This is a genomic window from Pseudomonas sp. FH1, from assembly GCF_000510895.2.
GTDB lineage: Bacteria > Pseudomonadota > Gammaproteobacteria > Pseudomonadales > Pseudomonadaceae > Aquipseudomonas > Aquipseudomonas azotoformans_A.
Genome location: NZ_AOHM01000129.1, coordinates 235221 through 260127, shown reverse-complemented (window position 1 = coordinate 260127; position 24907 = coordinate 235221). Strand labels below are relative to the sequence as shown.

Here is a 24907-nt window from a genome sequence, read left to right as displayed (position 1 = left end):
GTTACTCCCCCTGGCCAGCAGCGGCAGCAGGAGCTGGAGCAGAACCGGCAGGCTTGGCGTTGTCGGCGTCCTTGACCTTGACTTCGATGCCCGGCTTGATGAATTGCAGGCCTTCGGTGATCACACGGTCACCGGCGTTCAGGCCTTTTTCCACCAGCCAGTAGGCGCCGGCAGTACGGTTGGCCACCAGTTGACGCTGTTCTACCTTGTTGTCCTTGTTCACCACCATGGCAGTCGGGATACCTTTGATATCGCGGGTCACGCCTTGTTGTGGTGCCAGGATGGCTTTGCTGTTCACGCCAGCTTGTAACTGGGCGTGTACGAACATGCCCGGCAGCAGGGTGTGGTCAGGGTTGGGGAACACGGCGCGCAGGGTCACGGAACCGGTGGTCTGGTCAACCGACACTTCGGAGAATTCCAGTTTGCCGTCCTGGCCATAGGCGCTACCGTCTTCCAGGGTCAGCTTGACCTTGGCGGCGTTGGCGCCGGCTTTTTCCAGCTGGCCGCTTTCCAGGTCGCGGCGCAGTTTCAGCATTTCAGCCGAAGACTGCGTGACGTCGACGTAGATCGGGTCCAGTTGCTGGATCACGGCCATGGCATCGGTCTGGCCATTGCTGACCAGCGCGCCTTCGGTCACCGAAGAACGGCCGATACGCCCGGAAATCGGTGCGAATACTTTGGTGTAGCGCACGTTGATCTGGGCCGTTTGAACGTTTGCTTCCGCAGTCATGCGGTTGGCGACGGCGGTGTCGTATTCCTGGCGGCTGACGGCTTGTTCATCGACCAACTGCTTGTAGCGGTCGGAGATGGACTTGGTCTGGGTCAGGCTGGCTTGTGCGCTTTTCAGGGTAGCGTCATACACCGACGGGTCGATCTGGTAGAGCTGTTGCCCTTCCTTCACGTCGCCGCCTTCCTTGAACAGGCGCTTGAGAATGATGCCGTTGACCTGTGGGCGAACTTCCGCGATGCGGTAGGCGGTGGTGCGGCCTGGCAGCTCGGACGTCAGGGTATAGGCTTGCGGTTGAATGGTGACCACGCCGACCTGAGGGGTTTGAGCGGGCGGAGCCGCTTCTTCCTTTTTACATCCGCTGAGCAGCGATGCCAGGGCGACGGCAGTGACCAGAGCGGTAACAGCTGGCTTAAGTTGCATGAAGATCCTCGGGTCAGGCGCGCAGGGTGCGCACAAGAAGTGTGGAAGGGTAAAAAACAAACACTGAGTAGATAAGTAGCTTGCTACGCAATATACTTACGTTCATGGTTGTTTGTAAACTCTTGACAGGCTTCGCGGAATGTTGACAAAGCAACGCCCAAAGCCTCGATTTCATTACGTTCGGCACCCATGACGGTGTCGTCCCACAAATATTCGGATGATCGTTACCGACGGTTAATTCTGCGTTAACGATAGTCTCAAGTGCCCTGATTGAGGTTGTACTGCCATGGTTCGTCGCACCAAAGAGGAAGCTCAGGAAACGCGCAGCCAGATTCTTCAAGCCGCCGAGCAAGCCTTCTATGAGCGCGGCGTCGCGCGGACCACGCTGGCGGACATCGCCGCGCTGGCCGGTGTGACGCGGGGTGCCATCTATTGGCATTTCAGTAATAAATCCGATTTGCTGCAGGCGCTGCTCGACACGCTGCATGAGCCGCTGGACGAGTTGGCCAGGGCGAGTGAAAGCGAGGATGAACTCGACCCGCTGGGCTGTATGCGCAAGCTGTTGATTCATTTGTTTCATCAAGTGGCCCTGGACCCGAAAACCCGGCGCATCAACGAGATCTTGTTCCATAAGTGCGAATTCACCGATGAAATGTGCGACATGCGTCGCCAGCGTCAGACCCACAGCCTGGAATGCAACCTGCGCATCGGCCTGACCTTGCGTAACGCGGTCCATCGCGGGCAACTGCCGGAAAACCTCGATACCACCCGTGGCGCGGTGTGCATCCACGCCTACATCAACGGGCTGATCGGCCAGTGGCTGCTGGTTCCCGACAGCTTCCAACTGCATCAGGACGCCGAGCGCTGGGTGGATGCCGGGTTGGACATGCTGCGCTGGAGCCCCAGCCTGCGCAATTAAGACAAAATGCGTAATTGCATCAGGTTGTGTCAACAGTAAAGCCCAAGGACAGTCAATCGTCCTTCCGCCTGATCGGTGGGGTGACTTTATATACGGGCTGGCGGGCAGTTGATAGGTAGCCGCCTAAGTATTTTGTAGCGATTTTGTTGCAGGCCTGTGAAGGAATGTTTCCCTGCCTCCACGAAAAAGCCCCGGTTCCTGCGAACCGGGGCTTTTTCGTTTCAGCTTATTACGTCAGATCGCCAGCGTTGGGTAGTCGATGTAACCCACCGGGCCCTTGCTGTAGAAAGTATCTGGGCGTGCTTCGTTCAACGGTGCGTCGGCTTTCAAGCGAGCCGGCAGGTCAGGGTTGGCAATGAACGGCACACCCCAGGCCACGGCATCGGCTTTGCCTTCGGCCACCCAGGCGTTGGCGCTGTCCTTGGTGAAGCGTTCGTTGGCGATGTACACGCCGCCGAAGGCTTTCTTGAGCTGTGGGCCGAGGCTGTCGCCGGCTTCTTTCTCACGGGAGCAGATGAAGGCGATACCACGCTTGCCCAGTTCGCTGGCGACGTAGGTGAAGGTTTCCGCCAGGTTGTCGTCGCCCATGTCGTGAGAGTCGGCGCGTGGTGCCAGGTGCACACCCACACGGCCAGCGCCCCAGACTTCGATGGCTGCGTCAGTCACTTCCAGCAGCAGGCGTGCACGGTTCTCCAGGGAGCCGCCGTACTGGTCAGTGCGTTTATTGGTGCTGCTCTGCAGGAACTGGTCAAGCAGGTAACCGTTGGCGCCGTGGATTTCCACGCCGTCGAAACCGGCGGCCTTGGCGTTCTCGGCACCGGTGCGGTAGGCGTCGACGATATCGGCGATTTCAGCGGTTTCCAAGGCGCGTGGCGTCGGGTAGTCGGCCAGTGGGCGCACCAGGCTCACGTGGCCTTTAGGCTGGATGGCGCTCGGGGCCACCGGGCTTTCGCCGTTGAGGTACGACTCATGGGAAATACGCCCCACGTGCCACAGTTGCAGGAAGATCTTGCCGCCTGCGCCATGGATGGCCTTGGTGACATTGGCCCAGCCGCGCACCTGGTCGTTGGACCAGATACCCGGCGTGTCCGGGTAGCCCACGCCCAGCGGCGTCACGGACGTGGCTTCGCTGAGGATCAGCCCGGCGGAGGCGCGTTGTACGTAGTACTCGGCCATCAGCGCGTTGGGCACGCGACCGGCGTCGGCACGGCAGCGGGTCAGCGGCGCCATGATGATGCGGTTCGACAGTTCCAGGTCGCCCAGTTTGATTGGATCGAAAATAGTCGTCATGGGGAAAGCACCTTTGTCTTTGAAGGGGATCAGTTAGTCGCAGGGGCCAGGTCGGCATCGCCGGTCTGACGGAAAGTAATCAGGGTCACCAACAGCGCGAGGATCGCCAGGGCCGCTGCGGCCAAGGGCACGCTGGTCAGGCCGAAACCGTGGGCAATCACACTGCCTCCGACCCAGGCGCCGAGGGCGTTGCCGATGTTGAAAGCACCGATGTTCAGGGTGGACACCAGGTTCGGCGCGGCCTTGCCGAAGGTCACCACGTTGATCTGCAACGCAGGCACGGCGGCGAACGATGCGGTGGCCCACAGGAACAGGGTGATTTCGGTCGGGATCACGGCGACGCTGGTCCAGGTCAGTGCGGTGGAGACCACCGCCATGCTGATGAACACGCCGATCAGGGTGGCCGCCAGGCGCTTGTCGGCCAGCTTGCCGCCGATAATGTTGCCGACGGTGAGGCCCAGGCCGATCAACAGCAGGGTCCAGGTCACGCCTTTGGGCGACACGCCAGTGACATCGCCCAGCAGCGGCGCGACGTAGGTGAAGAGGGTGAACATGGACGCGGCAAACAGCGCGGTCATGCTCAACGACAGCCAGATGCCGGCGCCCTTGAGGGCGGCCAGTTCAGCGCGCATGTCGAGGTTCTCTTCATCGCGCTTGGCCGGCAGGAAGCGGATCAGGCCGATCAACGCCACCACCCCAATCACCGTCACCGCCCAAAAGGTCGAACGCCAGCCGGCTTCCTGGCCGAGAGCCGTGCCCAACGGCACGCCCAACACGTTGGCCAGAGTCAGGCCGGTGAACATCAAGGCCACGGCCGAAGCCCGCTTGTTGGCCGGCACCAGGTTGGCGGCCACGACTGAACCAATCCCAAAGAATGCACCGTGGCACAGCGCGGTGACGACACGGGCAAACATCAGCACGTTGTAGTCACTGGCCAGGGCGCAGAGCAGGTTGCCGATAATGAAGATGCCCATCAACGCTACCAGTGCCGCCTTGCGTGGCAGCTTGGCGGTGGCCAGTGCCATGAACGGCGCACCGATGGCCACGCCCAGGGCGTAGCCGGTTACCAGCCAGCCGGCGCCAGGAATCGACACACCCAGGTCCGCCGCCACATCGGGCAGCAAGCCCATGATGACGAACTCGGTGGTGCCGATGGCGAAGGCGCTGAGGGCCAGTATGAGTAGCGAGAGGGGCATTAGCGTTTCCTTGTTACAACGCGGCGCTGTCGTGCGCGCTGAGTTCGGTGGTGAGCGCGGCGAGGAAGGCCTGGATGGTGTCCTCGTTGCGTTTGAAAAAGTGCCACTGGCCGGCTTTCTGGCTGCTGATCAACCCGGCGCGTTGCAGGGTGGCCAGGTGGGCCGACACGGTCGACTGGGACAAGCCGCAGCGCTGGTCGATCTGCCCGGCGCAGATGCCGTATTCGTGGTTGTGCAGTTGTTCGGGGAATTGCACTTTCGGGTCTTTCAGCCAGGTGAGGATGTCTCGTCGTACTGGGTGTGCCAGGGCTTTTATTATTTCGTCGAGGTCGATGGACATGGCAGGTGCTCGGTGTCTTGCAGCGTTATATCGCGATGAGGCGAACTTTATATCGGTCTATCCCGATAGACAAATATGATTTTGGTCTGAGCCTAGGCTCATTCGGTATATCGGGTTATAACGATACGTTGAGGGCAGTGGTAGACTGCACGCCATGAATTATCTCGCACATCTGCACCTGGGCGGCCAACTTCCTGCGCAACTGCTGGGCAGCCTCTATGGCGACTTCGTCAAAGGCCGCCTGCAGGGCCAGTTCAGCCCGCAAATCGAATCGGCGATCCAGCTGCATCGTTCCATCGACCGCTTTACCGACAGCCACCCGCTGGTGGGGGAGGCGTTGTCACGCTTCAGCCTGACCCGCAGGCGCTATGCCGGGATCGTTCTCGATGTGTTTTTCGACCACTGCCTGGCGCGGGACTGGACCTTGTATGCCGACCAGCCCCTGGAGCGTTTCACGTCGCAGGTGTACCGCGTGCTGGCGGCCGAGCCGCAATTGCCGGGGCGGCTGGCGCAGATTGCGCCGTACATGGCGGCGGATGATTGGTTGGGCTCGTACCGCGAGTTTGCGGTGATGGAGCAGGTATTGCGCGGGATCTCCCGGCGCCTGACACAGCCCGAGGAACTGGGCCATGCCATGCAGGAGTTGCGGACGTTGTACGAGCCTTTGAGTGAAGATTTCCGGCGGTTCTACCCCCAATTGCAGGCATTCGCCGCCGAACATCGTTAAGCGGCGACCAACTCTCCAGCGCGACGCGGCTCGGCCGGCTGCACCACTTCACCAAACAACGCCTTCTGCACCGCCTGCTGCGCCTGATACGCCAGTGCCGCACGTTCCTGCCCGGCACAGGCAATCGGCTTGAGCACATGGATTTCCACATCGCCCTGGTCGTTCGCAAACAAGCGCATCAGGTGCGAGAGCAAATCATCATCGCCAATAAAAGGCGCCAGCGGGTCGACTTGGCCGTCACGCAGGTAACGGATCGCCACCGGTTGCAGGGATACATCGGCATCGATCGCGCTGGCCAGCAAACGCCCGTGAAAGGTGCGCAGGCTGCGTCCGTCGGTGGTGGTGCCTTCCGGGAACATCAACAGCGGGTGCTGTTGCTCCAAGTGGCGCGTCATCTGCTTGCGGATCAATTGGCTGTCGCCCGAACCCCGGCGGATAAACAAGCTGCCAGCCTTGGCCGCCAACCAGCCCGCTACCGGCCAGGTGCGCACTTCGGCCTTGGACAGGAATGACATCGGCGCCACGGCGCCGAGCAGCGGAATATCGGTCCAGGACACGTGATTGCTCACCCACAGCATCGGCTGCGTTGGCAACTCGCCGTGCACCGTCACGCGAAAGGGCAGGGCGTTGGTCAGCCGCGCCATGAAAAACCGCGACCAACGCTGGCGCCGCACCATCGAGTTTGCGATGCCCAAACGCTCGAACAGCCCAAACACACTGGCCATGCTCAAGCCCAGCGCCACCACCACCAGCACGCGGGCAATGCGCCCGTAAACCCGCAGGCGGCTCATCACATTGCAGCCTTGAAGTGGCGCGCGTAACGCGGGCACAACTCATCGCGCTTGAGCAGGATGAACACGTCGGCCACCTGGAAGTCTTCATCCCAGCACGGCTCGCCGCAGATCTTCGCACCCAGGCGCATGTACGCCTTGAGCAACGGCGGCATCTCTGCGATCACGTTGGACGGCAGGTCCAGCGCCGGCAGTGGTTTTTTCGGTTCGGCACGCAGGTGTTCGTTGCACAGGTAGCGTTCGCGCAGGCGCTGCATGATCGCGTGGGCCTGGATGCCGCCGTCGTGCATCGGGATGCTCGCGCAACCCATCAGGTAGCTGTAGCCGCCCTGGTTGAGCACCTCGGCCAACTCGCCCCACAACACGGCGATGGTGCCGCCGTTGCGATAGGCCGGGTCGACGCAGGTGCGGCCGATTTCCAGGATCGGGCCCTGCAGGTGGAGCAAGCCATGCAGGCTGAATTCTTCTTCACTATAGAACCGACCCAGGGTGCTGGCGGCCTGGTGGTCCAGCAGGCGGGTAGTGGCGACGAGTCGACCGCTGTTCAAGTCCCGCACGCCGATGTGGCTGCAGTGAACATCATAGTCATCCATGTCCAGGCCCAGTTCCGCGCCTTTCAGCTTGGCGTTGAACTCGCCGCTGAACACGTTGAACCGCAGGGCCTGGGCTTCCTGCAACGCCTGCGCGCCAACCAGGCGTTCGGCTTGCAGACGGCGTTCATTGCCGGTGTCGCTGATGCGGGCGATCTGAGTCATGGCGAGTCTCCGAGTGCCGGCCACGATTTCGGCCGGTCGACTTTGTTGTCCAAACTCAGGCTATGGAGGCCCGGTGTCATCTCCATGAAGTTATGGTGACGCTTGGATGACAGCCCTCTGTGTCGCAAATCTGTCATCAGCCTCGGCTAGGCTCGCGGGCTTGAATGCCCCCTTGAGTTTGCGTCCATGGTCAGAGGCCTGTTGTGTGTTGCCCTGCTGTTCGTCACCGTTGCCGCTCACGCTGAAACCTGGCCCGATAAAGACTGGGCCAAGGGCACACCGCTCTCGGGTCCCGCTGTTGATGCCCTGGAGGCCTACGCTTTCCCGGCGCGGGACGACACCTCCCGCCAAGGCATCCGCACCGATGCGTTGTTAGTGATTCGTGACGGTGAAGTGATCTACGAACGCTACGCCGCGCCCACCACCGCCAGCACCCCGCACCTCACCTGGTCCGTCAGCAAAAGCCTGATGGCGACCGTGTTGGGCGTGGCCTACGGCGAAAATCGCTTCAAACTGACCGACCCCGCCGCGCGTTTTTACCCGCCGATGAAACAGCATTCGGCCGTGACCATGGCCGACCTGCTGCACTGGGCCTCGGGCCTCGACTGGCAGGAAGACTACGAATACGCGCCGCTGAAATCCTCGGTGGTGGCGATGCTCTACACCCGTGGCCGCAGCGACATGGCCGACTTTGCTGCCGACACCGAGGCCGCCACTGCACCGGGCCAGGTGTTCCGTTATTCCAGCGGCGACACCAATATCCTTTCCGCCACCCTTAAAGGCATGCTCGGGCACAAGGCTTATATGAGTTACCCGTGGGATGCGCTGTTCAAGCCCTTGGGCATTCGTAATGCAACCTGGGAAACCGACGCCGATGAAACCTTCGTCGCGTCCTCTTACGTCTACCTCACCGCTCGCGACCTGGCGCGTGTTGGCCTGCTGATGGCGCGGGAGGGTCGTTGGGGCGATCAACAACTCCTGCCGAAAGACTGGGTCGCCTTTAATCGACAGCCCTTCGACAAGTACAAAGCCGGTCAGGACGAAGCCGTCCCCGGTGGTCATTGGTGGCTCAATAAAGGTGCTCCAAGGCCCTGGCCCGACGCCCCCGCCGACACCTTCGCCGCCCTCGGTCACTGGGGTCAGGCGCTGTACGTGATGCCTGACGAACACTTGGTCATCGTGCGCTACGGCGACGACCGCGACGGCAGCTACCGCCATAACGAATTGCTCAAACGCGTGCTCGCGGCGGTGCAACCATGATCCGCCGTCGGCCGTTTACCAGTGTGGTTCTGCTGCTGTTGTTCGCCTTATTGGGTTGGATCTGGCACGAGCGCGTCAACCTGCAAGCCTTCCCCGACATCATCGCGGCCTACACCGCCAAGGAGTACTGCTCGTGCCGCTATGTGGCGAACAACCCGGCGGAGTATTGCCGGGGGTACGTGAAGCAGTACGTGCCGACGAGTGCGTTCGGGGATAATCCGGAGCGCAGTGAGGTGACGGCCAGCGGTTTGGGGCGCACTCACACGGCGAGGTGGTTGGGCGACCGACAGGGGTGTCGCCTATTACCCTGAGGTTCCACAGGGTGGAACCACCTTTGATTGTCCTCTTGCCCACATCGCGGTTAGCTGGCGATGTGCAGCAAACAAGAACGGGAACACCCGCCTGTGAGGAGAATCACCATGCGCCCACACCAGCACATCCTGGATTGGCTCAGCGACGTTGCCGGCGATTTGCACGCCGTGCGCCAGGACATCCACGCCCATCCTGAACTTGGCTTTGAAGAGAATCGCACCAGCGCGCTCGTCGCCAAATCCTTGAAAGGCTGGGGCTATGAGGTGCACACCGGCATCGGCAAGACCGGCGTGGTGGGCGTGCTGCGCAATGGCAGCAGCCCCCGCACCCTGGGCATTCGTGCCGACATGGATGCGTTACCCATCATCGAAAACACCGGCGCGTCCTACACCAGCCAACACGCCGGTTGCATGCACGCCTGCGGGCATGACGGCCACACCACCATGCTGCTCGGCGCCGCGCGCTACCTGGCGGCGACTCGGCAGTTCGACGGCACCCTGAACGTGATTTTCCAGCCCGCCGAAGAAGGCCAGGGCGGCGCCGAAGCCATGCTGGCCGACGGTTTGCTGGAGCGTTTTCCCTGCGATGGCTTGTTTGGCATGCACAACATGCCGGGGCTGCCGGCGGGACATCTGGGCTTGCGCGTCGGGCCGATGATGGCCTCGCAGGACTTGCTCACCGTGACCCTCGAAGGTGTTGGCGGCCATGGCTCCATGCCACATTTGACGGTGGACCCGTTGGTCGCGGCGGCGAGCATGGTCATGGCGTTGCAGACGGTGGTGTCGCGCACTATCGACACCCAGGAAGCCGCCGTGGTAACGGTTGGCGCGCTGCAAGCGGGCCAGGCAGCCAATGTGATTCCCCAAGAGGCGTTGTTGCGTTTGAGCCTGCGCGCTCTCAATCCCAAGGTGCGTGAGCAGATGCTGGCGCGCGTGTTCGCCATCATCCAGACCCAGGCCGCCAGCTTTGGCTGCACGGTACAGATCGAACACCGCCCGGCCTATCCGGTGTTGGTCAATCACGCCGAAGAAACCGAATTCGCCCGCCAGGTCGGCGTCGCCTTGCTCGGCGCCGATGCGGTGGACGGCAACACCCGCACGCTGATGGGCAGCGAAGACTTTGCCTGGATGCTGCAACGCTGCCCCGGCAGCTACCTGTTCATCGGCAATGGCGTGTCGCGGCCGATGGTGCATAACCCCGCCTATGACTTCAACGACAACATCCTGCTGACTGGCGCCGCCTATTGGGGCGCGCTGGCCGAGAGCTGGCTCAAGCCTGCCTGACGACCTTCTTTTTCTGCCGCTGGACCCTTTCCCTCGATCGGTTGAATGGAGTGTTCCTCATGCAGACTGCAAAACCAGGTGTGTCCCGCACCCGCCAAGTGGTGGCGGCCGTGATCGGCAATGCGCTGGAATGGTATGACTTCATCGTTTATGGCTTTCTGGCGAGCATCATCGCCCGGCAGTTTTTTCCTTCGGATGATGAGTACGCCTCGCTGCTGATGGCCCTGGCTACCTTCGGCGTGGGCTTTTTCATGCGCCCGGTGGGCGGCATCCTGTTGGGGATCTATTCCGACCGCAAAGGCCGCAAGGCCGCGATGCAGTTGATTATCCGGCTGATGACCGTGTCCATCGCGCTGATTGCCTTCGCGCCCAACTACGCCGCCATCGGCATGGGCGCGCCGTTGTTGATCGTGGTGGCGCGCATGCTTCAAGGGTTTGCCACCGGCGGTGAATACGCGAGTGCCACGGCGTTCCTGGTGGAAAGCGCGCCGGCCCATCGCAAGGGCTTATATGGCTCCTGGCAATTGGTGGGGCAATGCCTGGCCGTGTTCGGTGGCGCGGCGATGGTGGCGGCGGTCACGCATTTCTTTTCGCCGCAAACCCTCGACCTGTGGGGCTGGCGCTTGCCGTTTGTGTTCGGTTTGCTGATTGGTCCGGTGGGCCTGTGGATTCGTCGGCACATGGAAGACCCAGAGGAATTCATCGAGGCACGCAAACAGGCAACCGGCCCGGCGCCGAGCCTGATGCAGGTGGTGCGCGAGCATCGGCGCAGCATCCTCGTGTCCATGGGCCTGGCCTGTGGCGCGACGGTGTCGTTCTATGTGGTGCTGGTGAACATGCCGACCTTTGCCCACAAAAGCCTCGGTCTGCCGCTGGATCAAGTGCTGATGGTGCAGATGTTTGCGGTGGCACTGATGACCGTAGTGATTCCACTGTCAGGGCTGCTCTCGGATCGCCTGGGGCGGCGGCCGGTGTTGATGGCGTTCACCTTGGCGTTTTTTGTGATGGTCTATCCGCTGTATGTGTGGGTCGCTGCGGCACCGTCCATCGAGCGTCTGCTGGTGATGCAGGTGATGCTGTGCACCGCCATCGGCGGCTTTTTCGGGCCGGCACCGACGGCATTGGCTGAGCAGTTTCCCATCGAGGTTCGCTCGACCGGTGTATCGGTCGCCTATAACGTGGCGGTCATGGTGTTCGGCGGTTTCGCGCCGTTGATTGTCACTTGGCTGACCAAAGTGCTGGGCACGCCCGTCGCGCCCTCCTTCTATGTATTGTTCGCTTGCGTGCTGACGCTGCTGGGCACTTACTGCATGCATGAGGCGCCGCGGGCCAAGCAAGCGCAGCCGTTTTCCAAAGAGGTGAAGCCTTGAGTATTGTTGATTGGGATGCCACTGAACTGTCGCGGGCGATCCATGCGCGGCAGGTGTCGTGCGAAGAGGTGATGCAGGCGTACCTGGCGCAGATCCAGCGCTTCAATCCGACGGTGAATGCGCTGGTGTCGCTGCGCGATGCCGATGACGTGTTGGCCGAGGCGCGGGAACGTGATCACGAGCTGGATCACGGCCAGTCACGCGGCTGGATGCACGGCATGCCCCAGGCGATCAAGGATCTCGCGGCGACCCAAGGCTTGCGCACCACCTTGGGTTCACCGCTGTTCGCCGAGCACGTGCCCAGCGAAGACGCCATCAGCGTGGCGCGCGTGCGGGCCAGTGGCGCGATCATCATCGGCAAGACCAACGTGCCGGAGTTCGGCCTGGGTTCGCAGACCTACAACACGCTGTTTGGCACCACCGGCAATGCCTACGACCCCAGTCTTGTAGCGGGCGGCAGCAGCGGCGGGGCGGCGGTGGCCCTGGCCTTGCGTATGCTGCCGGTGGCCGACGGCAGCGACATGATGGGCTCGCTGCGCAACCCGGCGGCGTTCAACAACGTGTTTGGCTTGCGTCCGTCCCAAGGCCGTGTGCCTTATGGGCCGACGCCGGAACTGTTCGTGCAGCAATTGGGCACCGAAGGCCCGATGGGCCGCAGCGTCACGGATGTGGCTCAGTTGTTGAGTATCCAGGCGGGTTACGACCCACGGGTGCCGTTGTCGTCCAAGGAGGATCCGGCGGTGTTCGGCCAGCCCTTGCAGCGCGATTTCAAGGGCGCACGCTTGGGCTGGCTGGGGGATTACAACGGCTATCTGCCGATGGACGACGGCGTGTTGAGCCTGTGCGAATCGGCCCTCGGCGATTTCACTGCGTTGGGCTGCACGGTGGAAAGCTGCCAGCCGGATTTTTCCATGGCGCGGCTGTGGCGCAGCTGGTTGGTGCATCGCCACTGGCTGGTGCACGGCAACCTCGGCGCGGCCTACGCCAATCCGCAGAAACGTGTGCTGCTCAAGCCCGAAGCGCAATGGGAAGTGGAGGGCGGCCTGGGTTTGACGGCCCAGCAGGTGTACCAGGCGTCGGTGGATCGCAGCGAGTGGTATCGCGCGCTCGCCAAGCTATTCGAACGTTACGATTTCCTGCTGTTGCCGACTGCCCAAGTGTTCCCTTTCGATGCACAACAGCCCTGGCCACGCCTCGTTGGCGGGCGCGAAATGGACACCTATCACCGCTGGATGGAGGTGGTAATCGGCCCGACCCTGGCCGGGCTACCGAGCATGAACGTGCCGGTAGGGTTCAACCCTCAGGGCCTGCCCATTGGCGTGCAGATCATCGGCCCGGCCCAGTCGGATCGCGCGGTACTGCAGTTGGCCTATGCTCATGAACAGCTGACGCAATGGGTTCAGCGTCGGCCGCCGACGTGCTTGGCGTCGACGGATTGATCCGCGACCGGGCCTGTATCTTGCTGTGAACAATGATCATCCATCGGCAACAGGGAGATCGAACATGGAGACAGGCACCGTACGCTCGGTCGAGCGCGCACTGGCAATCGTCGAGTTGCTGGGCGAGCACCAGGCTCTGGGGCTGGAGGAGTTGCACTACCTCACACGTCTGCCCAAGGCCACGGTGTCGCGCATGTTGCTGACGTTGCAGGAGCAGGGCTGGGTCTATCGTGGCCTGAGTGATCGCCGTTACCGCCTACGCGCCCAACGCCTGTTTGGTGACACCCAGCAACGCTTCAAACGCCAGGTAGTAGAAAGCGCGGCGCCGTGGCTGCTGGAACTCAGCGAGCGCACCGGGCTGGTGGTGGATTTATCCTGTTTTGATGGCGAGCGCCTGGAAGTCATGGAAAGCGCGATCCCCAGCGTGTTGCGCAAGCTATACCCCAACAATTGCCAGATCGTCGGCCAGCACGCCAGCCTGTTTCATTCGGCGATGGGCAAGGCCTGCCTGACCCAATTGCCGGCCGAAGAGGTGCAACGGTTGGCGGGGCGCGACCAGGTGGCGGCGGACGAGCAATACCAGGCCTGCGAGCAAACCCAGCACCAGGGCTTCGGCCAGCGCACCGAGGGGTATTGGGAGTATCCGGTGCGCCTGCCGTTTCTGATTCGCGCCGTGGCCCTGCCGGTGCGCGCCAACGGTCGCCTGGTCGGCAGCATGGCGTTGCATTGGCCGATGCATCAGGCGCCGGTGGAGCGGGTGTTGAACCTGCACTTGGCCAGCCTGGAAGAGACGGTGCGCGAAGTGCAGCGCGCATTGGCGTAACCCTCGCGATCCGGTTAAGGTTCGTTCAGGTTTTTCGCCCCATGAGTCTTCAATGTTCAACGCTTCTGTGATCAAACCCCTGGCCTTGGCCCTGTTGGCCGCCGCCGCTGTGCCTGCCCATGCCGACTGGTACCTGGATAAAGAGTCCTCGCGTCTGTCCTTCGTCACCACCAAGAACACCGAAATCGCTGAAGTGCAGCGCTTCCTGGTGTTGCACGGGAAGGTCGACAGCAAGGGCGCGGCGCAACTTGAGGTGGAGCTGGAGTCGGTCAACAGTGGCATCCCGCTGCGCGACGAGCGCATGCGCAACCAGTTGTTCGAGATCAAGACTTTTCCCGATGCGTTGATCAACGCGCAAATCAACCTGCAACCGATCAACGATTTGGCCCCTGGCGCGCAATTGGAATTGCGCCTGCCGTTGTCCGTGACCCTGCACGGCAAGACCCAAACCTACAGCGCCGAGCTGTTGGCCACGCGCTTGGACGACCGACGCTTCCAGGTGGTGACCCTGGAACCGCTGGTGATGCATGCCGAGGACTTTGACCTGGCGCCGGGTGTGGCGGCGATGCGCAAGGCGGCGGGGCTCAAGTCGATCAGTCTGTCGGTGCCGGTGGGTGCGGTGCTGATCTTCACGGCGCGCTGACATGAGCGGCGCGGTGTTCCCCTGGCGCAGCGCCAACCGTTTCGAATTGCTGATCGACGGGCCGAATTTCTTCCCGCAGATGCTGGTGGACATTGCCCGCGCCGAGCAGCAAGTCGAGCTGGAGTTGTACCTGGTGGAAGCCGGGAGCTGTGCCGAAGCCATGGTGCAAGCGTTGGTGCTCGCCGCCGAACGCGGCGTGCAGGTGCGCTGCCTGTTCGATGATTACGGCAGCCTGGCGTTTACCCTCGGGCTGCGTAAACGCTTGACCGACGCGGGTGTAGAACTGCGTTTCTACAATCGCCTGAGCTGGCGCCGTTGGATGCGCAATCTGTACCGCGACCATCGCAAACTGTTATTGATCGACCAGAGCATCGCCTTTGTCGGCGGCACTGGCGTGACCGACGAGTTCTGGACGCCGGGCAATGACAGCGCCGACTGGCATGAAGTCATGGTGCAGATCAGCGGCCCGTTGGTGCAGGACTGGCAAGCATTGTTCGACCGTCAATGGCACGCCAACAACGCGCGCCGCGCCTGGAAACCCGCCACCCATTTTGGCTTGCCACGCTTGCCCAGGATGCCGGCCACCGGGCCGGGGCTAGGCCGCGTCGCCTACGCCGACGCCCGACAACACCGGGATATTCTGCAATCGCTGATCCGTGCGCTGAACAGCGGCAAACAGCGGATCTGGTTGGCGACCCCGTATTTTCTGCCCACCTGGGGCGTACGCCGTGCGTTACGTCGGGCGGCGGGGCGCGGCGTTGATGTGCGTTTGCTGCTCACCGGCCCGCGCACCGATCACCCGTCCGTGCGTTATGCCGGCCACCGTTATTACCCGCGCTTGCTGCGTTCGGGCGTGCAGATCTTTGAATACCAACCGTGTTTCCTGCACCTGAAAATGGTGCTGGTGGATGACTGGGTCAGCGTGGGCTCGTGCAATTTCGACCACTGGAACCTGCGCTTCAACCTGGACGCCAACCTGGAGGCGTTGGACCCTGAGTTGACGCGGGCGGTGGCGGGCAGTTTCGAGCGGGATTTCGCGCAAAGCCTGGCAGTGAGCCTGGAGGCGTGGAAGTCGCGGCCGTTGTGGCGGCGGGTAAAGCAGCGGGTGTGGGGGTGGATTGATCGGTTGGTGGTGAATTTACTGGATAGACGCGGCTAGCTTAAACACTGACCGCGTCTACAGCTTTAAATCAGAGCAGTTCGAACGTCTGCTGCTGCACATCCTGCGAATCCAACCCGATCTGCACATTGAACTCACCCGGTTCCGCGGCGAACTTGAGCTGGGTGTTGTAGAACTTCAAGTCTTCCTCGGTGATGGTGAAGTGCAGGGTTCGCTCTTCGCCGGCCTTGAGCATGACCTTCTGGAAGTTCTTCAGCTCCTTGATCGGGCGGATCATCGAACCGGCCACGTCCTGGATATACAACTGCACCACGGTTTCGCCGTCCACCTTGCCGGTGTTGGTCACGGTGACACTGGCGTCGAGCTTGCCGGTCTTGTTCAGGGTGGTGGACGACAACGCCATGTCCGACAGGCCGAACGTGGTGTAGCTCAAGCCGTAGCCGAACGGGAACAGGGGACCGGTGGTGTCATCGAAGTACTGCGAGGTGTAGTTGCCCGGCTTGCCTGGGGTGAACGGCCGGCCGATGGTCAGGTGGTTGTAGTAGGTCGGAATCTGCCCCACCGAGCGTGGGAAGGTGATCGGCAATTTGCCCGACGGGTTGTAGTCACCGAACAGTACGTCGGCAATCGCGTTGCCGCCTTCGGTGCCGGCGAACCAGGTTTCCAGGATCGCGTCGGCCTGTTGGTTCTCTTCGAGAATCGACAGGGGACGGCCGTTCATCAGCACCAGCACCAGCGGCTTGCCGGTGGCCTTCAGGGCCTTGATCAAGTCGCGCTGGCTTTGCGGGATGTTCAGGTCGGTGCGGCTTGAGGATTCATGGGACATGCCACGGGACTCGCCCACGGCAGCCACCACCACATCGGCATCCTTGGCGGCCTTGACGGCCTCGTCGATCATCACCTGGGCTGGGCGGGTGTCATCCACCACTTCCGGTGCATCGAAGTTGAGGAAATTCAGGTAGTCGACCACGGCCTTGTCGTTGGTGATGTTGGCGCCACGGGCGTAGATGATCTTGCCTTTCTCGCCGATCACCGCGTTCAAGCCGTCGAGCAGGGTGACCGATTGTTCCGGCTTACCGGCGGCAGCCCAACTGCCCATCATGTCGATCGGCGCCTTGGCCAGCGGGCCGACCAGGGCGATGGTCGCGGATTTCTTCAACGGCAGCGTGTTGTTCTGGTTTTTCAGCAGCACCAGGCTGCGGCGGGCGATGTCGCGGGCTTCGGCGCGGTGCAGGCGGCTTTCGGCGTAGGTGTCTGCCGGGTCATCCTCGGCCTTGCCGATGCGCAGGTACGGGTCTTTGAACAATCCCATGTCGTACTTGGCGCCGAGCACTTCGCGCACGGCGTTGTCGATGTCGCTCTGCTCGATCTCGCCGGACTTGAGCAGGCCGGGCAATTCCTTGCCGTACAGCGAGTCGTTCATGCTCATGTCGATGCCGGCCTTGATCGCCAGCTTGGCGGCTTCACGCCCGTCCTTGGCCACGCCGTGCTTGATCAGCTCGAAGATCGCGCCGTGGTCGCTCACGGCCAGGCCCTTGAAGCCCCAGTCCTTGCGCAGCAGGTCGTTCATCAGCCAGGTGTTGGCGGTGGCGGGCACGCCGTTGATCGAGTTCAGCGCCACCATCACGCCGCCGGAACCGGCCTTGATCGCCGCGTGGTAGGGCGGCAGGTAGTCCTGGTACATCTTGACCGGGCTCATGTCGACCACGTTGTAGTCGCGGCCGCCTTCCACCGCGCCATACAAGGCGAAGTGCTTGACGCTGGCCATGATGCTGTCGGCATTCGCCGGGCTCACACCCTGGAACGCCTTGACCATCACTTCGGCGATGCGTGAAACCAGGTAGGTGTCTTCACCGAAGCCTTCGGAAGTGCGGCCCCAGCGTGGGTCGCGGGAGATGTCGACCATCGGCGCAAAGGTGATGTCGAGGCTGTCGGCGGCGGCTTCCTGGGCGGCGATGCGTCCGGAGCGGCCGATGGCGTCCATGTCCCAGCTGGAGGCCAGGGCCAGGCTGATCGGGAAAATCGTGCGGTGGCCGTGGATCACGTCGTAGGCGAAGAACATCGGGATCTTCAGGCGGCTGCGCATCGCCGCGTCCTGCATCGGACGGTTTTCCGGGCGGGTGATGGAGTTGAAGGTGCCGCCGATGCGGCCGGCGGCGATTTCCTTGCGGATCAGTTCGCGGGGCATTTCGGGGCCGATGCTGATCAGGCGCAATTGGCCGATCTTTTCATCCAGGGTCATCTGCTTGAGCAGGTCGCTGACGAAGGCGTCCTTGTCTTTAAGCGCAGCAGGCTTTGTTTCTGCCCATACGGGGTGACTGGCCAGAGTGGCAACAAGGCCGAGCAAACACAGCTTTTTCATGAATATCCTTTTTCGGCTCACTGCACAGCGAAAATGCGCTGATCTGCCAAAATGTGGGGAACATATGTTGTTGTTCGAGTGTTATTGCAGAAAATGCACCACACTTCTGAACTCTTATTTGTGCTGGGCATCTTTTTAGCTGATTGATCTGATGCAATCCAGTCGCGGCAGCGGATTATGCCTTACCGTTGCCACATTCCACCAAGGTTCGCCAGGAGAAACACCATGCAAGCAGCACAAGGCTACCGCTGGGGCGTGAAAGCCGCAGTTTTGTTACTAATTAGTACCGTATTGAGTGGTTGCGGCATCAACAACATTCCCACACTGGATGAACAGGCCAAGGCGGCCTGGGGCCAGGTGCAGAACCAGTACCAACGCCGCGCCGACCTGATCCCCAACCTGGTGGAAGTGGTCAAGGGCTACGCCGCCCATGAGCAAGACACCCTCACCGCCGTGATTGAAGCGCGGGCCAAGGCCACCTCGATCCAGGTGGATGCGAGCACCCTCGACAACCCGGAAAAACTCAAGCAGTTCCAGCAGGCCCAAGATGGCTTGAGCGGCGCACTCAGCCGCTTGATGGTGGTGTCCGAGCGCTACCCGGACCTGAAGGCCAACCAGAACTTCCTGGCCCTGCAATCCCAGCTTGAAGGCACTGAGAACCGTATCGCCGTGGCTCGCCGCGACTTTATCCAGGCGGTGCAGGCCTATAACACCGAGATCCGCACGTTCCCTGGCCGCCTGTGGCACAGCGTGATGTACAGCGACTTGCCGATCCGCGCCACGTTTGAAGCCACCAGTGCCGATGCCGATAAAGCGCCGCAAGTGAAGTTCAAATAAGGCTGCACTGAGGTGTCGATGCGTTTATTACGGATAGGCCTGGCGTTGTGGCTGTTGGCCTGCGTCGGTGCGGCCCAGGCAGCGCTGACCTTCCCGGCGCTGACCGGGCGGGTGGTGGACAACGCCCAGATGATCGACCCGGCCACGCGCCAGCAACTGACCCAGCAGTTGCAGGCGCTGGAGCAGACCTCCGGCGACCAGATCGTGGTGGTCACCGTGCCTGACCTGCAGGGCGTGCCCATTGAGGACTTCGGTTATCAATTGGGCCGCGAGTGGGGTATCGGCCAGAAGGGCAAGGACAACGGCGCGCTGTTGATCGTCGCCCGCGATGAGCGCAAATTGCGCATCGAAGTCGGCTATGGCCTGGAAGGTGTGCTCACCGATGCGCAGTCGTGGGTGATCATCAACCAGGTGATTGCGCCGGCGTTCAAGGCCGGTCACTACAGCAAAGGCATCAGCGACGGCGTGGCCGCGATGGTGCAGGTGGTGGGCGGCGAGCCACTGGCGGTGCCGGCGCATGTGGCGGATGCCAACTTTGCCAAGGATAATCCCGGGTTTTCCATCGGCCTGTTTATCCTGCTGATCGGCGTGTTGTGGCTGTGCAATCGCATGGGGCTGCCGGTGGGCGCTATTTTGCTGGCGATTCTCAGCAGCAGCGGCCGTGGCGGTGGCGGCGGGAGAGGCGGCGGTGGTTTTCGGGGCGGCGGTGGCGGCTTCGGCGGCGGCGGGGCTTCAGGCGGCTGGTGATGATAATAATGAGAGAGCAAGCACAACCATGGCATTACTGACTGAACACGAGCAGCGCCAAGTCGCGGAAGCGATCGCCCGCGTCGAGAAAACCACCGACGCGGAGCTGGTGACCGTATTGGCCGCCCGCGCCGACGACTACGCTTATATCCCGCTGTTGTGGGCCAGTCTGATCGCGTTGGTGGTGCCCGGCGTGGTGCATTACTTGTCGGGTTACCTGACCATGTACACCTTGCTGTTGGCGCAATGGGCGACATTCATCGTGTTGTGCCTGGTGTTCCGTTTGCCCAAGGTGACCACGCGGTTGATCCCCCGTTCGGTGCGCCACTGGCGTGCGTCCAACCTGGCGCGGCGGCAGTTCCTGGAGCAGAATCTGCACCACACCCTGGGCAGCACCGGCGTGCTGATTTTTGTCAGCGAGGCGGAGCGGTACGTGGAGATTCTGGTGGATGACGGCATTTCCAAGCGCCTGGATGACGGCAGTTGGGATGTGATCGTCAAGGCGTTTACCCAGCAGGTGAAACAGGGGCAGACGTTGGCGGGGTTTATCGACTGCATCGAAGCCTGCGGCGAGTTGTTGAAGGTGCATGTGCCGGTGACGCAAACCCGCAATGAACTGCCCAATCGATTGGTGGTGCTGGAGTAAGGCGTACCGCTGGTCAAATAACTCCGTGCCCTGGCGGGCTATCCCCCCTAAAATGCCCGGCATTCCCTGCCCGAGGCGTTTTTGTTCATGTCTGTCACCGCTCAACCTGCCCGCCCTGCGCCGGATCATCACGCCCAGTTCATTGAACTGCTCAGCGCAAGCCTCGCGCAAAACGCCTTTATCAAGCTGGTGCTGGCCAAGTACGTCGGTGAGGAAGCCGAGTTGCAGCGGCTGATCATCAAGCCGGTCACGGTCAAGGAGCAGGCGTGCCTGTCCTTCGTCTACCGCTACAAGACCCGCGACATCACCAAGAACTTCCCGCAGGCCGAAGGTGTGGCAGCGATTGCCGCGTTGCTGCCGGCGCAGTTCAAGAACGCGCACCTGCTGTCGCTGACTGACGAAGCCCAGCTGGAATACAGCAAGAAGAACAAAAGCTCGCTGTTCAAAAGCAAGCCACAGCAACTGCGTGAAGCGCCGTCGGCTGAGCATAACCGCGAGAAGAATCGCTTCCTCGACCTGAGCCGGCCATTCCTCGCCGACCTCGGTGTGACCGACGCCAAGCAGGCGCTGATCCCGTCGATGTCGCGCAAGTGGAAGCAGATCAACAAGTTCATCGAAGTGTTCAGCCACGCGCTCACCTCGTCGCCTTTGAAGCTGGACCAGCCGGTGCGTGTCGCTGACTTCGGCTCGGGCAAGGGCTACCTGACGTTCGCGATTCACGACTACCTGCGCAACACCCTCAAGGCCGAGGGCGAAGTGACCGGCGTCGAGCTGCGCGAAGACATGGTGACCCTGTGCAACTCAGCGGCCGCCCGCCTGGAGCATCCGGGGCTGGTGTTCAAGTGCGGCGATGTACGCAGTGTGGCGCCCAGCGAACTGGACGTGATGATCGCCCTGCATGCCTGCGACATTGCCACGGACTACGCGATCCACACCGGCATCCGTTCCGGCGCGTCGATCATCATGTGCTCGCCGTGCTGCCACAAGCAGATTCGCCTGCAGATCCAGAGCCCACTGCTGCTCAAGCCGATGCTGCAATACGGCCTGCACCTGGGCCAACAGGCCGAAATGGTCACCGACAGCTTGCGTGCGCTGTTCCTCGAAGCCTGTGGGTATGAGACCAAGGTGTTTGAGTTCATCTCGTTGGAACACACCAACAAGAACAAGATGATTCTGGCGGTCAAGCGCGCCGAGCCTGTGGACAACGCGCAGTTGCTGGAGAAAATCCAGGCGCTTAAAGCGTTCTACCACATCACCGAACATTGCCTGGAAACCCTGCTGCGCGCGGATGGCTACCTGGCCTGATCGGCCACAGCCACGGGCGCAGGCTGCACCGCCGTCTTGCGCCCCAGCATCACCGTCACGATCACCCCACAGGCAAACAGCCAGGTGATTGGCTCGATGTGTTCGCCAAAGAACAGCGCCGAAAACGCGATGGTGAAGAAGATCTGCAACAGCTGGATCTGGCTGACCCGCGCAATCCCGCCCATGGCCAACCCGGCGTACCAGGCAAAGAACCCCAGGAACTGCGAGAACAGCGACACGTAGCCAAACGCCCACCAGGCGCGCATGGAAATCGCCCCTTGATGCTGCGCCGCCAGGTACCACACCGGCCCGATCAGCACGGGCGTCGACAGTACCAGCGCCCAACAGATCACCTGCCAGCCGCCCATCTCCTTGGCCAATCGGCCGCCTTCGGCATAACCCAGGCCGCCCACCGCGATTGCACCGAGCATCAGCAAATCACCGGCCTGGATACTGCCGGCGCCGGTGATCAACGCGTAGCTCAACACCAAGCCACTGCCCAGCGCCGCACAGGCCCAGAAGGCTTTCGACGGCCGCTCATGGGACAGCCACGCCGCGTACAGCGCCACGCACAGCGGTTGCAGGCCGTTGACCAGCGCGCCATGGGACGCCGGCAAGGTCTGCATGGCCCAGGCCGACAGCACCGGGAAACCCAGGATCACGCCCGCGATCACCAGGCACAGCCCGCGCACCTGGCGCCAGGTCGGCCAGCGCTCACGGCGCCACAGCAACAGCGCCGCCGCCGGGATTGCCGCGAACAACGCGCGGCCCAGGCCGTTGAGCAACGGGTGGATTTCCTGCACCACGATGCGGGTGAAGGGCAGGGTCAGGCTGAAGATGATGACGCCCAGCAGGCCGAGGGCCATGCCGGTGTTTTCGCGCGAGCTCATGGGGAAGAACCGAAATCTAGAGGGCTTCAAGGGAAGCCCATCTAGCCACATCCCCCGCCGATTGCGGGCTTACAGCTGCGTGCGGATTTATCCGTACAGTTTTTCAGAAGAAACGGGTGATGCTGACCTTGGCGTTGCGCCCCTCACTGTAGGCACGGTCGCCGCTGAGGGCGGGGCGGTAGTTGCGGTTGAACAAGTTGTCGACGGTGAAGTTGACCTCGGTACCCTTGAGGCCGGCCTGCTGCGGTTTCCAACTGGCGAACAGGCCCTGGGTATCGTAACTGGCGTTGTCGTACTGGTCGTAGAAGCTGTCGCCGGCCACGCTGTTGAGGCTGCTTGAGTATTTGTCGCTGGGAAGACGGTCGGTCTTGCGTACGAACTGTCCCTGCCAGCCCACTTGAGCGTCCCAGCTCGGGATCTTGGTGCCTAGTACCACCACCCATTTGGCCGGTGGAATATCACGCGCCCACACGTGAGTACCGGTGGCCCATGGGTTGGTGTAAGGGTTGTCGCGCTTGCCGGTGGCCCAGGAATAGGACAGGGAGCCGAACAGGTAAGTGGAGTCGTAGTAACCCTCAACCTCGAAACCCTTGATGGTCATACCGCCGACGTTGCGGTAGTTGGATTTGGCGGCCATATCTCCACCGCAGACCGTATCGATACTGCCCGGGACCGAGTTCTGCCGCTCGCAGCCGATACCGGTCGCCTTGAAGATTTCATCCTCGATACGGTTGTGGAACAGCGTGGTGCGTAGTTGCAGGTTGTCTTCGCGGGTGAAAACACCGGAGAAGTTGGTGACGTTGCCCGCGGTGATCGCGGTGATGCGTTCCGGGTCAAGGTCGACACTGGTGGCGGTTCGGCTGCCGATGCCTTGCACTTCGTACTGTTCGTCGATCACCGGGGCGCGCCAGGTTTTGTTCCAGCTGGCGAACATTGCCACATCCGGCGTGATGTTCCAGTAGGCTGCCAGGCGTGGCGACCAGCCGGTGTAGGTACGGTCGCTGTAGTCATGCCCGAAAGACGGATTCGGATTGCTGTAGTAAGGCGCATCATTGGCTTCGCCACGGTTGCGCACGTGGTCGTAGCGCAGGGACGGGGTGATGGTCACGTCGCCGATGGTCACGGCGTCCTGAAGGTAGAGCGAGTTGGTGTCGACTTTGCCGTGGGGCATGAAATAGGGCTGGAAGTGCCCGTAGTTATAGCGGGGCGTGTTGTAGGCGGCACCGGGCATCCAGCTTTCGGTCTCGCGGATGTGTTTGCGGATCTGCACGCCCGTGGTCACCGCGTGTTCCAGTGGCCCGGTGGTGAACAGGCTGATGTTGCGCGCTTCCAGAATCTTGTCGTTGTAGGAAGTGTCCATCTTGCGCCCGCCGGTGGCCAGGGAGAACGAGGCATTTTCGTTGCGCTCATCGGTCTGGTCGGTATCGGACACGGAGTAGCTGAGTTTCAAATCCACCAACGGGTTGTCCAGGGGCTTGTATTCATATTTGCCCGAATATGTGGTGTCGATGGTTTCGCGATCCGCCAGGAAGCGTTTGAGCGCGCCTTCGTAGCCGTAACGGTCAATCGCCGATTGCAGCGGTGGCGTGGGGTAGCTTTTGGCCGAGAAGGGCGTCCAGCGCTGGCTTCGCGAGCGCGAATACGACAGCCCCATACTGTGTTCGTCGGTAAAATGTGCGTTGACCTTGAACAAGGCGCCGTCGACATTCTGCGCGCTGTTGGGCAGGCGCTTGGGGTTGATCGGAAACTCGTTGTACTTGTCCGGCGGGGTGGCTGCCAGCTTCATGTCGCCGCCGTCGCGCTGAGTGATGTAGGCCAGGCCGTCGAAGCGAGCATCATCGGTGCGGCCGTAGATGGCCGAGCTGTAGACCTGTTCGTGGTCATTGCTCGAATAACCATACTTGAGCATCGCCCCGGCATTGCGGCCGTCTTCAAGCAGGTCTGGCGCATCCTTGGTTTCCATGTGTACCGTGCCACCGAAGCCGCCGTTACCGGTAAAGGCCGAGTAGGGGCCTTTCTCCACTTCGATTCTCTTGATCAATTCGGGCTCGATAAACACGGTGCCCTGCTGATAGCGCTCGAAGCCGCTTTTGGTGGCGCCATCGACGGTCATCGGTATGTCTTCGGCCTCGCCCATGCCTCGAATGTTGATGGTCTGGCCACCCGGTTTGGGCGAGCCTCCCATAAACACACCCGGCAGGGTTTGCAGCAGCGCGGGAATATTATTCGGTTGGTAACGGTTGATGTCCGCCTGGCTTAAAGTCGAGCGGCCTACGGTGACGGAGTCGACCTGCGTGCCGGTGCCGATCACGCTCAGTGCATCCAGTTGGATGGCACCGCTGTTGGTGGTCTTGCCCTCGTCCGGGCGCACGACGTAGGTGCTCCCGACCTTGATCAGGGTGAACTCGCCGTTTTTCAGCAGGGTGCGAATCGCCACTTCCGGCGTGAAGTCGCCGTTGAGTGCCGGCGCCTGCACGTTCTTGAGCAGTTCTTCATCGAACAGCAACTGGATTTTCGCCTGCTGCGCCACCTGGCTCAGGGACGTGGCCAGCGACTGCGCAGGCAGTTGCAGCGTGAGCGATTCGGCCTGGGCACTGAGGCTCAATACCAGGCAGCTAGCGATGAGCGTCGGTCGAAGAAGCAGGTGCAAAGCGTGGCAAGGCGCGCGAAACATGAAATCCCCCGGTGTGGCCAAATGGCCG

The 24907-nt window shown here is 61.8% G+C and carries 23 protein-coding genes; 14 read left to right on the top strand and 9 right to left on the bottom strand.

What is annotated here, in order from left to right:
- Window position 1 precedes the first annotated feature (1 nt).
- Window positions 2–1150: an efflux RND transporter periplasmic adaptor subunit gene (locus tag H096_RS29025; protein WP_033902717.1), complete on the bottom strand. Its 1149-nt coding sequence runs from the start codon at window positions 1148–1150 to the stop codon at window positions 2–4.
- Between the two features lie 286 nt (window positions 1151–1436).
- Between H096_RS29025 and H096_RS29020 the strand changes: the two genes are divergently transcribed.
- Window positions 1437–2069: a TetR family transcriptional regulator gene (locus tag H096_RS29020; protein WP_033902716.1), complete on the top strand. Its 633-nt coding sequence runs from the start codon at window positions 1437–1439 to the stop codon at window positions 2067–2069.
- A gap of 234 nt (window positions 2070–2303) precedes the next feature.
- On the opposite strand, the gene H096_RS29015 is transcribed toward H096_RS29020, so the two are convergent.
- The 3 genes from H096_RS29015 to H096_RS29005 are packed head-to-tail and all read right to left on the bottom strand — an operon-like array spanning window position 2304 to window position 4895.
- Window positions 2304–3359, bottom strand: coding sequence for an alkene reductase (locus tag H096_RS29015; protein ID WP_033902715.1), 1056 nt, complete (start codon window positions 3357–3359; stop codon window positions 2304–2306).
- Between the two features lie 29 nt (window positions 3360–3388).
- On the bottom strand, window positions 3389–4555 hold the full coding sequence (locus H096_RS29010; RefSeq protein WP_033902714.1) for an MFS transporter: 1167 nt from the start codon (window positions 4553–4555) through the stop codon (window positions 3389–3391).
- A 13-nt stretch (window positions 4556–4568) separates the two neighbouring features.
- Window positions 4569–4895, bottom strand: a complete 327-nt coding sequence (locus H096_RS29005) for a helix-turn-helix transcriptional regulator (RefSeq protein ID WP_016975101.1) — start codon at window positions 4893–4895, stop codon at window positions 4569–4571.
- A gap of 154 nt (window positions 4896–5049) precedes the next feature.
- On the opposite strand from H096_RS29005, the gene H096_RS29000 reads away from it, so the two are divergent.
- Entirely contained in the window at window positions 5050–5622 is a 573-nt protein-coding gene (locus H096_RS29000; RefSeq protein ID WP_033902713.1) for an ACP phosphodiesterase, read from the top strand.
- Here H096_RS29000 and H096_RS28995 read toward each other — a convergent pair.
- Window positions 5619–6413, bottom strand: coding sequence for a lysophospholipid acyltransferase family protein (locus H096_RS28995; protein WP_033902712.1), 795 nt, complete (start codon window positions 6411–6413; stop codon window positions 5619–5621). The genes H096_RS29000 and H096_RS28995 overlap by 4 nt on opposite strands.
- Complete coding sequence (olsB, locus tag H096_RS28990) at window positions 6413–7168, bottom strand: L-ornithine N(alpha)-acyltransferase (RefSeq protein ID WP_003172415.1); 756 nt, start codon at window positions 7166–7168, stop codon at window positions 6413–6415. The genes H096_RS28995 and olsB overlap by 1 nt, the downstream gene beginning before the upstream one ends.
- A 186-nt stretch (window positions 7169–7354) precedes the next feature.
- Here olsB and H096_RS28985 point away from each other — a divergent pair, with 186 nt between their 5' ends.
- From H096_RS28985 to H096_RS28950, 8 genes are all read left to right on the top strand, one after another.
- Complete coding sequence (locus H096_RS28985) at window positions 7355–8428, top strand: serine hydrolase (RefSeq protein ID WP_033902711.1); 1074 nt, start codon at window positions 7355–7357, stop codon at window positions 8426–8428.
- The gene (locus tag H096_RS28980) at window positions 8425–8739 is read left to right on the top strand and encodes a hypothetical protein (protein ID WP_033902710.1); all 315 of its coding nucleotides are present in this window, start codon (window positions 8425–8427) and stop codon (window positions 8737–8739) included. The genes H096_RS28985 and H096_RS28980 overlap by 4 nt, the downstream gene beginning before the upstream one ends.
- Before the next feature lie 108 nt (window positions 8740–8847).
- A complete protein-coding gene (locus tag H096_RS28975) occupies window positions 8848–10023 on the top strand; it encodes a M20 aminoacylase family protein (RefSeq protein ID WP_033902709.1) in 1176 nt (391 codons plus the stop codon).
- A gap of 59 nt (window positions 10024–10082) precedes the next feature.
- A complete protein-coding gene (locus H096_RS28970) occupies window positions 10083–11393 on the top strand; it encodes a citrate-proton symporter (protein WP_033902708.1) in 1311 nt (436 codons plus the stop codon).
- On the top strand, window positions 11390–12832 hold the full coding sequence (locus H096_RS28965; protein WP_033902707.1) for an amidase: 1443 nt from the start codon (window positions 11390–11392) through the stop codon (window positions 12830–12832). Before H096_RS28970 ends, H096_RS28965 begins: the two co-directional genes overlap by 4 nt.
- 64 nt (window positions 12833–12896) lie before the next feature.
- Complete coding sequence (locus H096_RS28960; protein ID WP_033902706.1) at window positions 12897–13655, top strand: helix-turn-helix domain-containing protein; 759 nt, start codon at window positions 12897–12899, stop codon at window positions 13653–13655.
- Between the two features lie 52 nt (window positions 13656–13707).
- On the top strand, window positions 13708–14298 hold the full coding sequence (locus tag H096_RS28955) for a YceI family protein (protein ID WP_033902705.1): 591 nt from the start codon (window positions 13708–13710) through the stop codon (window positions 14296–14298).
- Window position 14299: 1 nt separating this feature from the next.
- Entirely contained in the window at window positions 14300–15457 is a 1158-nt protein-coding gene (locus H096_RS28950) for a phosphatidylserine/phosphatidylglycerophosphate/cardiolipin synthase family protein (protein ID WP_033902704.1), read from the top strand.
- A 31-nt stretch (window positions 15458–15488) separates the two neighbouring features.
- Here the strand turns inward: H096_RS28950 and bglX are convergent, their stop codons facing one another.
- A complete protein-coding gene (gene bglX, locus H096_RS28945; RefSeq protein ID WP_033902703.1) occupies window positions 15489–17780 on the bottom strand; it encodes a beta-glucosidase BglX in 2292 nt (763 codons plus the stop codon).
- A 225-nt stretch (window positions 17781–18005) separates the two neighbouring features.
- Between bglX and H096_RS28940 the strand changes: the two genes are divergently transcribed.
- From H096_RS28940 to H096_RS28925, 4 genes are all read left to right on the top strand, one after another.
- Window positions 18006–18617 carry a LemA family protein gene (locus tag H096_RS28940; RefSeq protein ID WP_028619295.1) on the top strand — a complete coding sequence of 204 codons (612 nt, stop codon included), beginning with the start codon at window positions 18006–18008 and terminating at the stop codon, window positions 18615–18617.
- Between the two features lie 18 nt (window positions 18618–18635).
- Window positions 18636–19364: a TPM domain-containing protein gene (locus H096_RS34790; protein ID WP_033902702.1), complete on the top strand. Its 729-nt coding sequence runs from the start codon at window positions 18636–18638 to the stop codon at window positions 19362–19364.
- A 28-nt stretch (window positions 19365–19392) separates the two neighbouring features.
- Window positions 19393–20010, top strand: a complete 618-nt coding sequence (locus H096_RS28930; RefSeq protein WP_033902701.1) for a TPM domain-containing protein — start codon at window positions 19393–19395, stop codon at window positions 20008–20010.
- Window positions 20011–20097: 87 nt separating this feature from the next.
- Entirely contained in the window at window positions 20098–21315 is a 1218-nt protein-coding gene (locus tag H096_RS28925) for an SAM-dependent methyltransferase (protein ID WP_033902700.1), read from the top strand.
- Here the strand turns inward: H096_RS28925 and H096_RS28920 are convergent.
- Both H096_RS28920 and H096_RS28915 read right to left on the bottom strand, forming a co-directional pair.
- Entirely contained in the window at window positions 21303–22205 is a 903-nt protein-coding gene (locus H096_RS28920) for a DMT family transporter (protein WP_033902699.1), read from the bottom strand. The two genes, H096_RS28925 and H096_RS28920, sit on opposite strands and share 13 nt — an antisense overlap.
- Window positions 22206–22308: 103 nt before the next feature.
- On the bottom strand, window positions 22309–24879 hold the full coding sequence (locus H096_RS28915; protein ID WP_033902698.1) for a TonB-dependent receptor: 2571 nt from the start codon (window positions 24877–24879) through the stop codon (window positions 22309–22311).
- Window positions 24880–24907: the final 28 nt, after the last annotated feature.

Bases quoted from the DNA above. Each gene is read 5' to 3' on its own strand.
- H096_RS28980 (WP_033902710.1), top strand. From the start codon at position 8,425: ATGATCCGCCGTCGGCCGTTTACCAGTGTGGTTCTGCTGCTGTTGTTC.
- H096_RS28915 (WP_033902698.1), bottom strand. From the start codon at position 24,879: ATGTTTCGCGCGCCTTGCCACGCTTTGCACCTGCTTCTTCGACCGACG.
- H096_RS29015 (WP_033902715.1), bottom strand. From the start codon at position 3,359: ATGACGACTATTTTCGATCCAATCAAACTGGGCGACCTGGAACTGTCG.
- H096_RS29010 (WP_033902714.1), bottom strand. From the start codon at position 4,555: ATGCCCCTCTCGCTACTCATACTGGCCCTCAGCGCCTTCGCCATCGGC.
- H096_RS28930 (WP_033902701.1), top strand. From the start codon at position 19,393: ATGGCATTACTGACTGAACACGAGCAGCGCCAAGTCGCGGAAGCGATC.
- H096_RS29000 (WP_033902713.1), top strand. From the start codon at position 5,050: ATGAATTATCTCGCACATCTGCACCTGGGCGGCCAACTTCCTGCGCAA.
- H096_RS28955 (WP_033902705.1), top strand. From the start codon at position 13,708: ATGTTCAACGCTTCTGTGATCAAACCCCTGGCCTTGGCCCTGTTGGCC.
- H096_RS34790 (WP_033902702.1), top strand. From the start codon at position 18,636: ATGCGTTTATTACGGATAGGCCTGGCGTTGTGGCTGTTGGCCTGCGTC.
- H096_RS29020 (WP_033902716.1), top strand. From the start codon at position 1,437: ATGGTTCGTCGCACCAAAGAGGAAGCTCAGGAAACGCGCAGCCAGATT.
- H096_RS29025 (WP_033902717.1), bottom strand. From the start codon at position 1,150: ATGCAACTTAAGCCAGCTGTTACCGCTCTGGTCACTGCCGTCGCCCTG.
- H096_RS28950 (WP_033902704.1), top strand. From the start codon at position 14,300: ATGAGCGGCGCGGTGTTCCCCTGGCGCAGCGCCAACCGTTTCGAATTG.
- H096_RS28920 (WP_033902699.1), bottom strand. From the start codon at position 22,205: ATGAGCTCGCGCGAAAACACCGGCATGGCCCTCGGCCTGCTGGGCGTC.
- H096_RS28925 (WP_033902700.1), top strand. From the start codon at position 20,098: ATGTCTGTCACCGCTCAACCTGCCCGCCCTGCGCCGGATCATCACGCC.
- H096_RS28985 (WP_033902711.1), top strand. From the start codon at position 7,355: ATGGTCAGAGGCCTGTTGTGTGTTGCCCTGCTGTTCGTCACCGTTGCC.
- H096_RS28995 (WP_033902712.1), bottom strand. From the start codon at position 6,413: ATGAGCCGCCTGCGGGTTTACGGGCGCATTGCCCGCGTGCTGGTGGTG.
- H096_RS28975 (WP_033902709.1), top strand. From the start codon at position 8,848: ATGCGCCCACACCAGCACATCCTGGATTGGCTCAGCGACGTTGCCGGC.
- olsB (WP_003172415.1), bottom strand. From the start codon at position 7,168: ATGACTCAGATCGCCCGCATCAGCGACACCGGCAATGAACGCCGTCTG.
- bglX (WP_033902703.1), bottom strand. From the start codon at position 17,780: ATGAAAAAGCTGTGTTTGCTCGGCCTTGTTGCCACTCTGGCCAGTCAC.
- H096_RS28960 (WP_033902706.1), top strand. From the start codon at position 12,897: ATGGAGACAGGCACCGTACGCTCGGTCGAGCGCGCACTGGCAATCGTC.
- H096_RS28970 (WP_033902708.1), top strand. From the start codon at position 10,083: ATGCAGACTGCAAAACCAGGTGTGTCCCGCACCCGCCAAGTGGTGGCG.
- H096_RS28940 (WP_028619295.1), top strand. From the start codon at position 18,006: ATGCAAGCAGCACAAGGCTACCGCTGGGGCGTGAAAGCCGCAGTTTTG.
- H096_RS29005 (WP_016975101.1), bottom strand. From the start codon at position 4,895: ATGTCCATCGACCTCGACGAAATAATAAAAGCCCTGGCACACCCAGTA.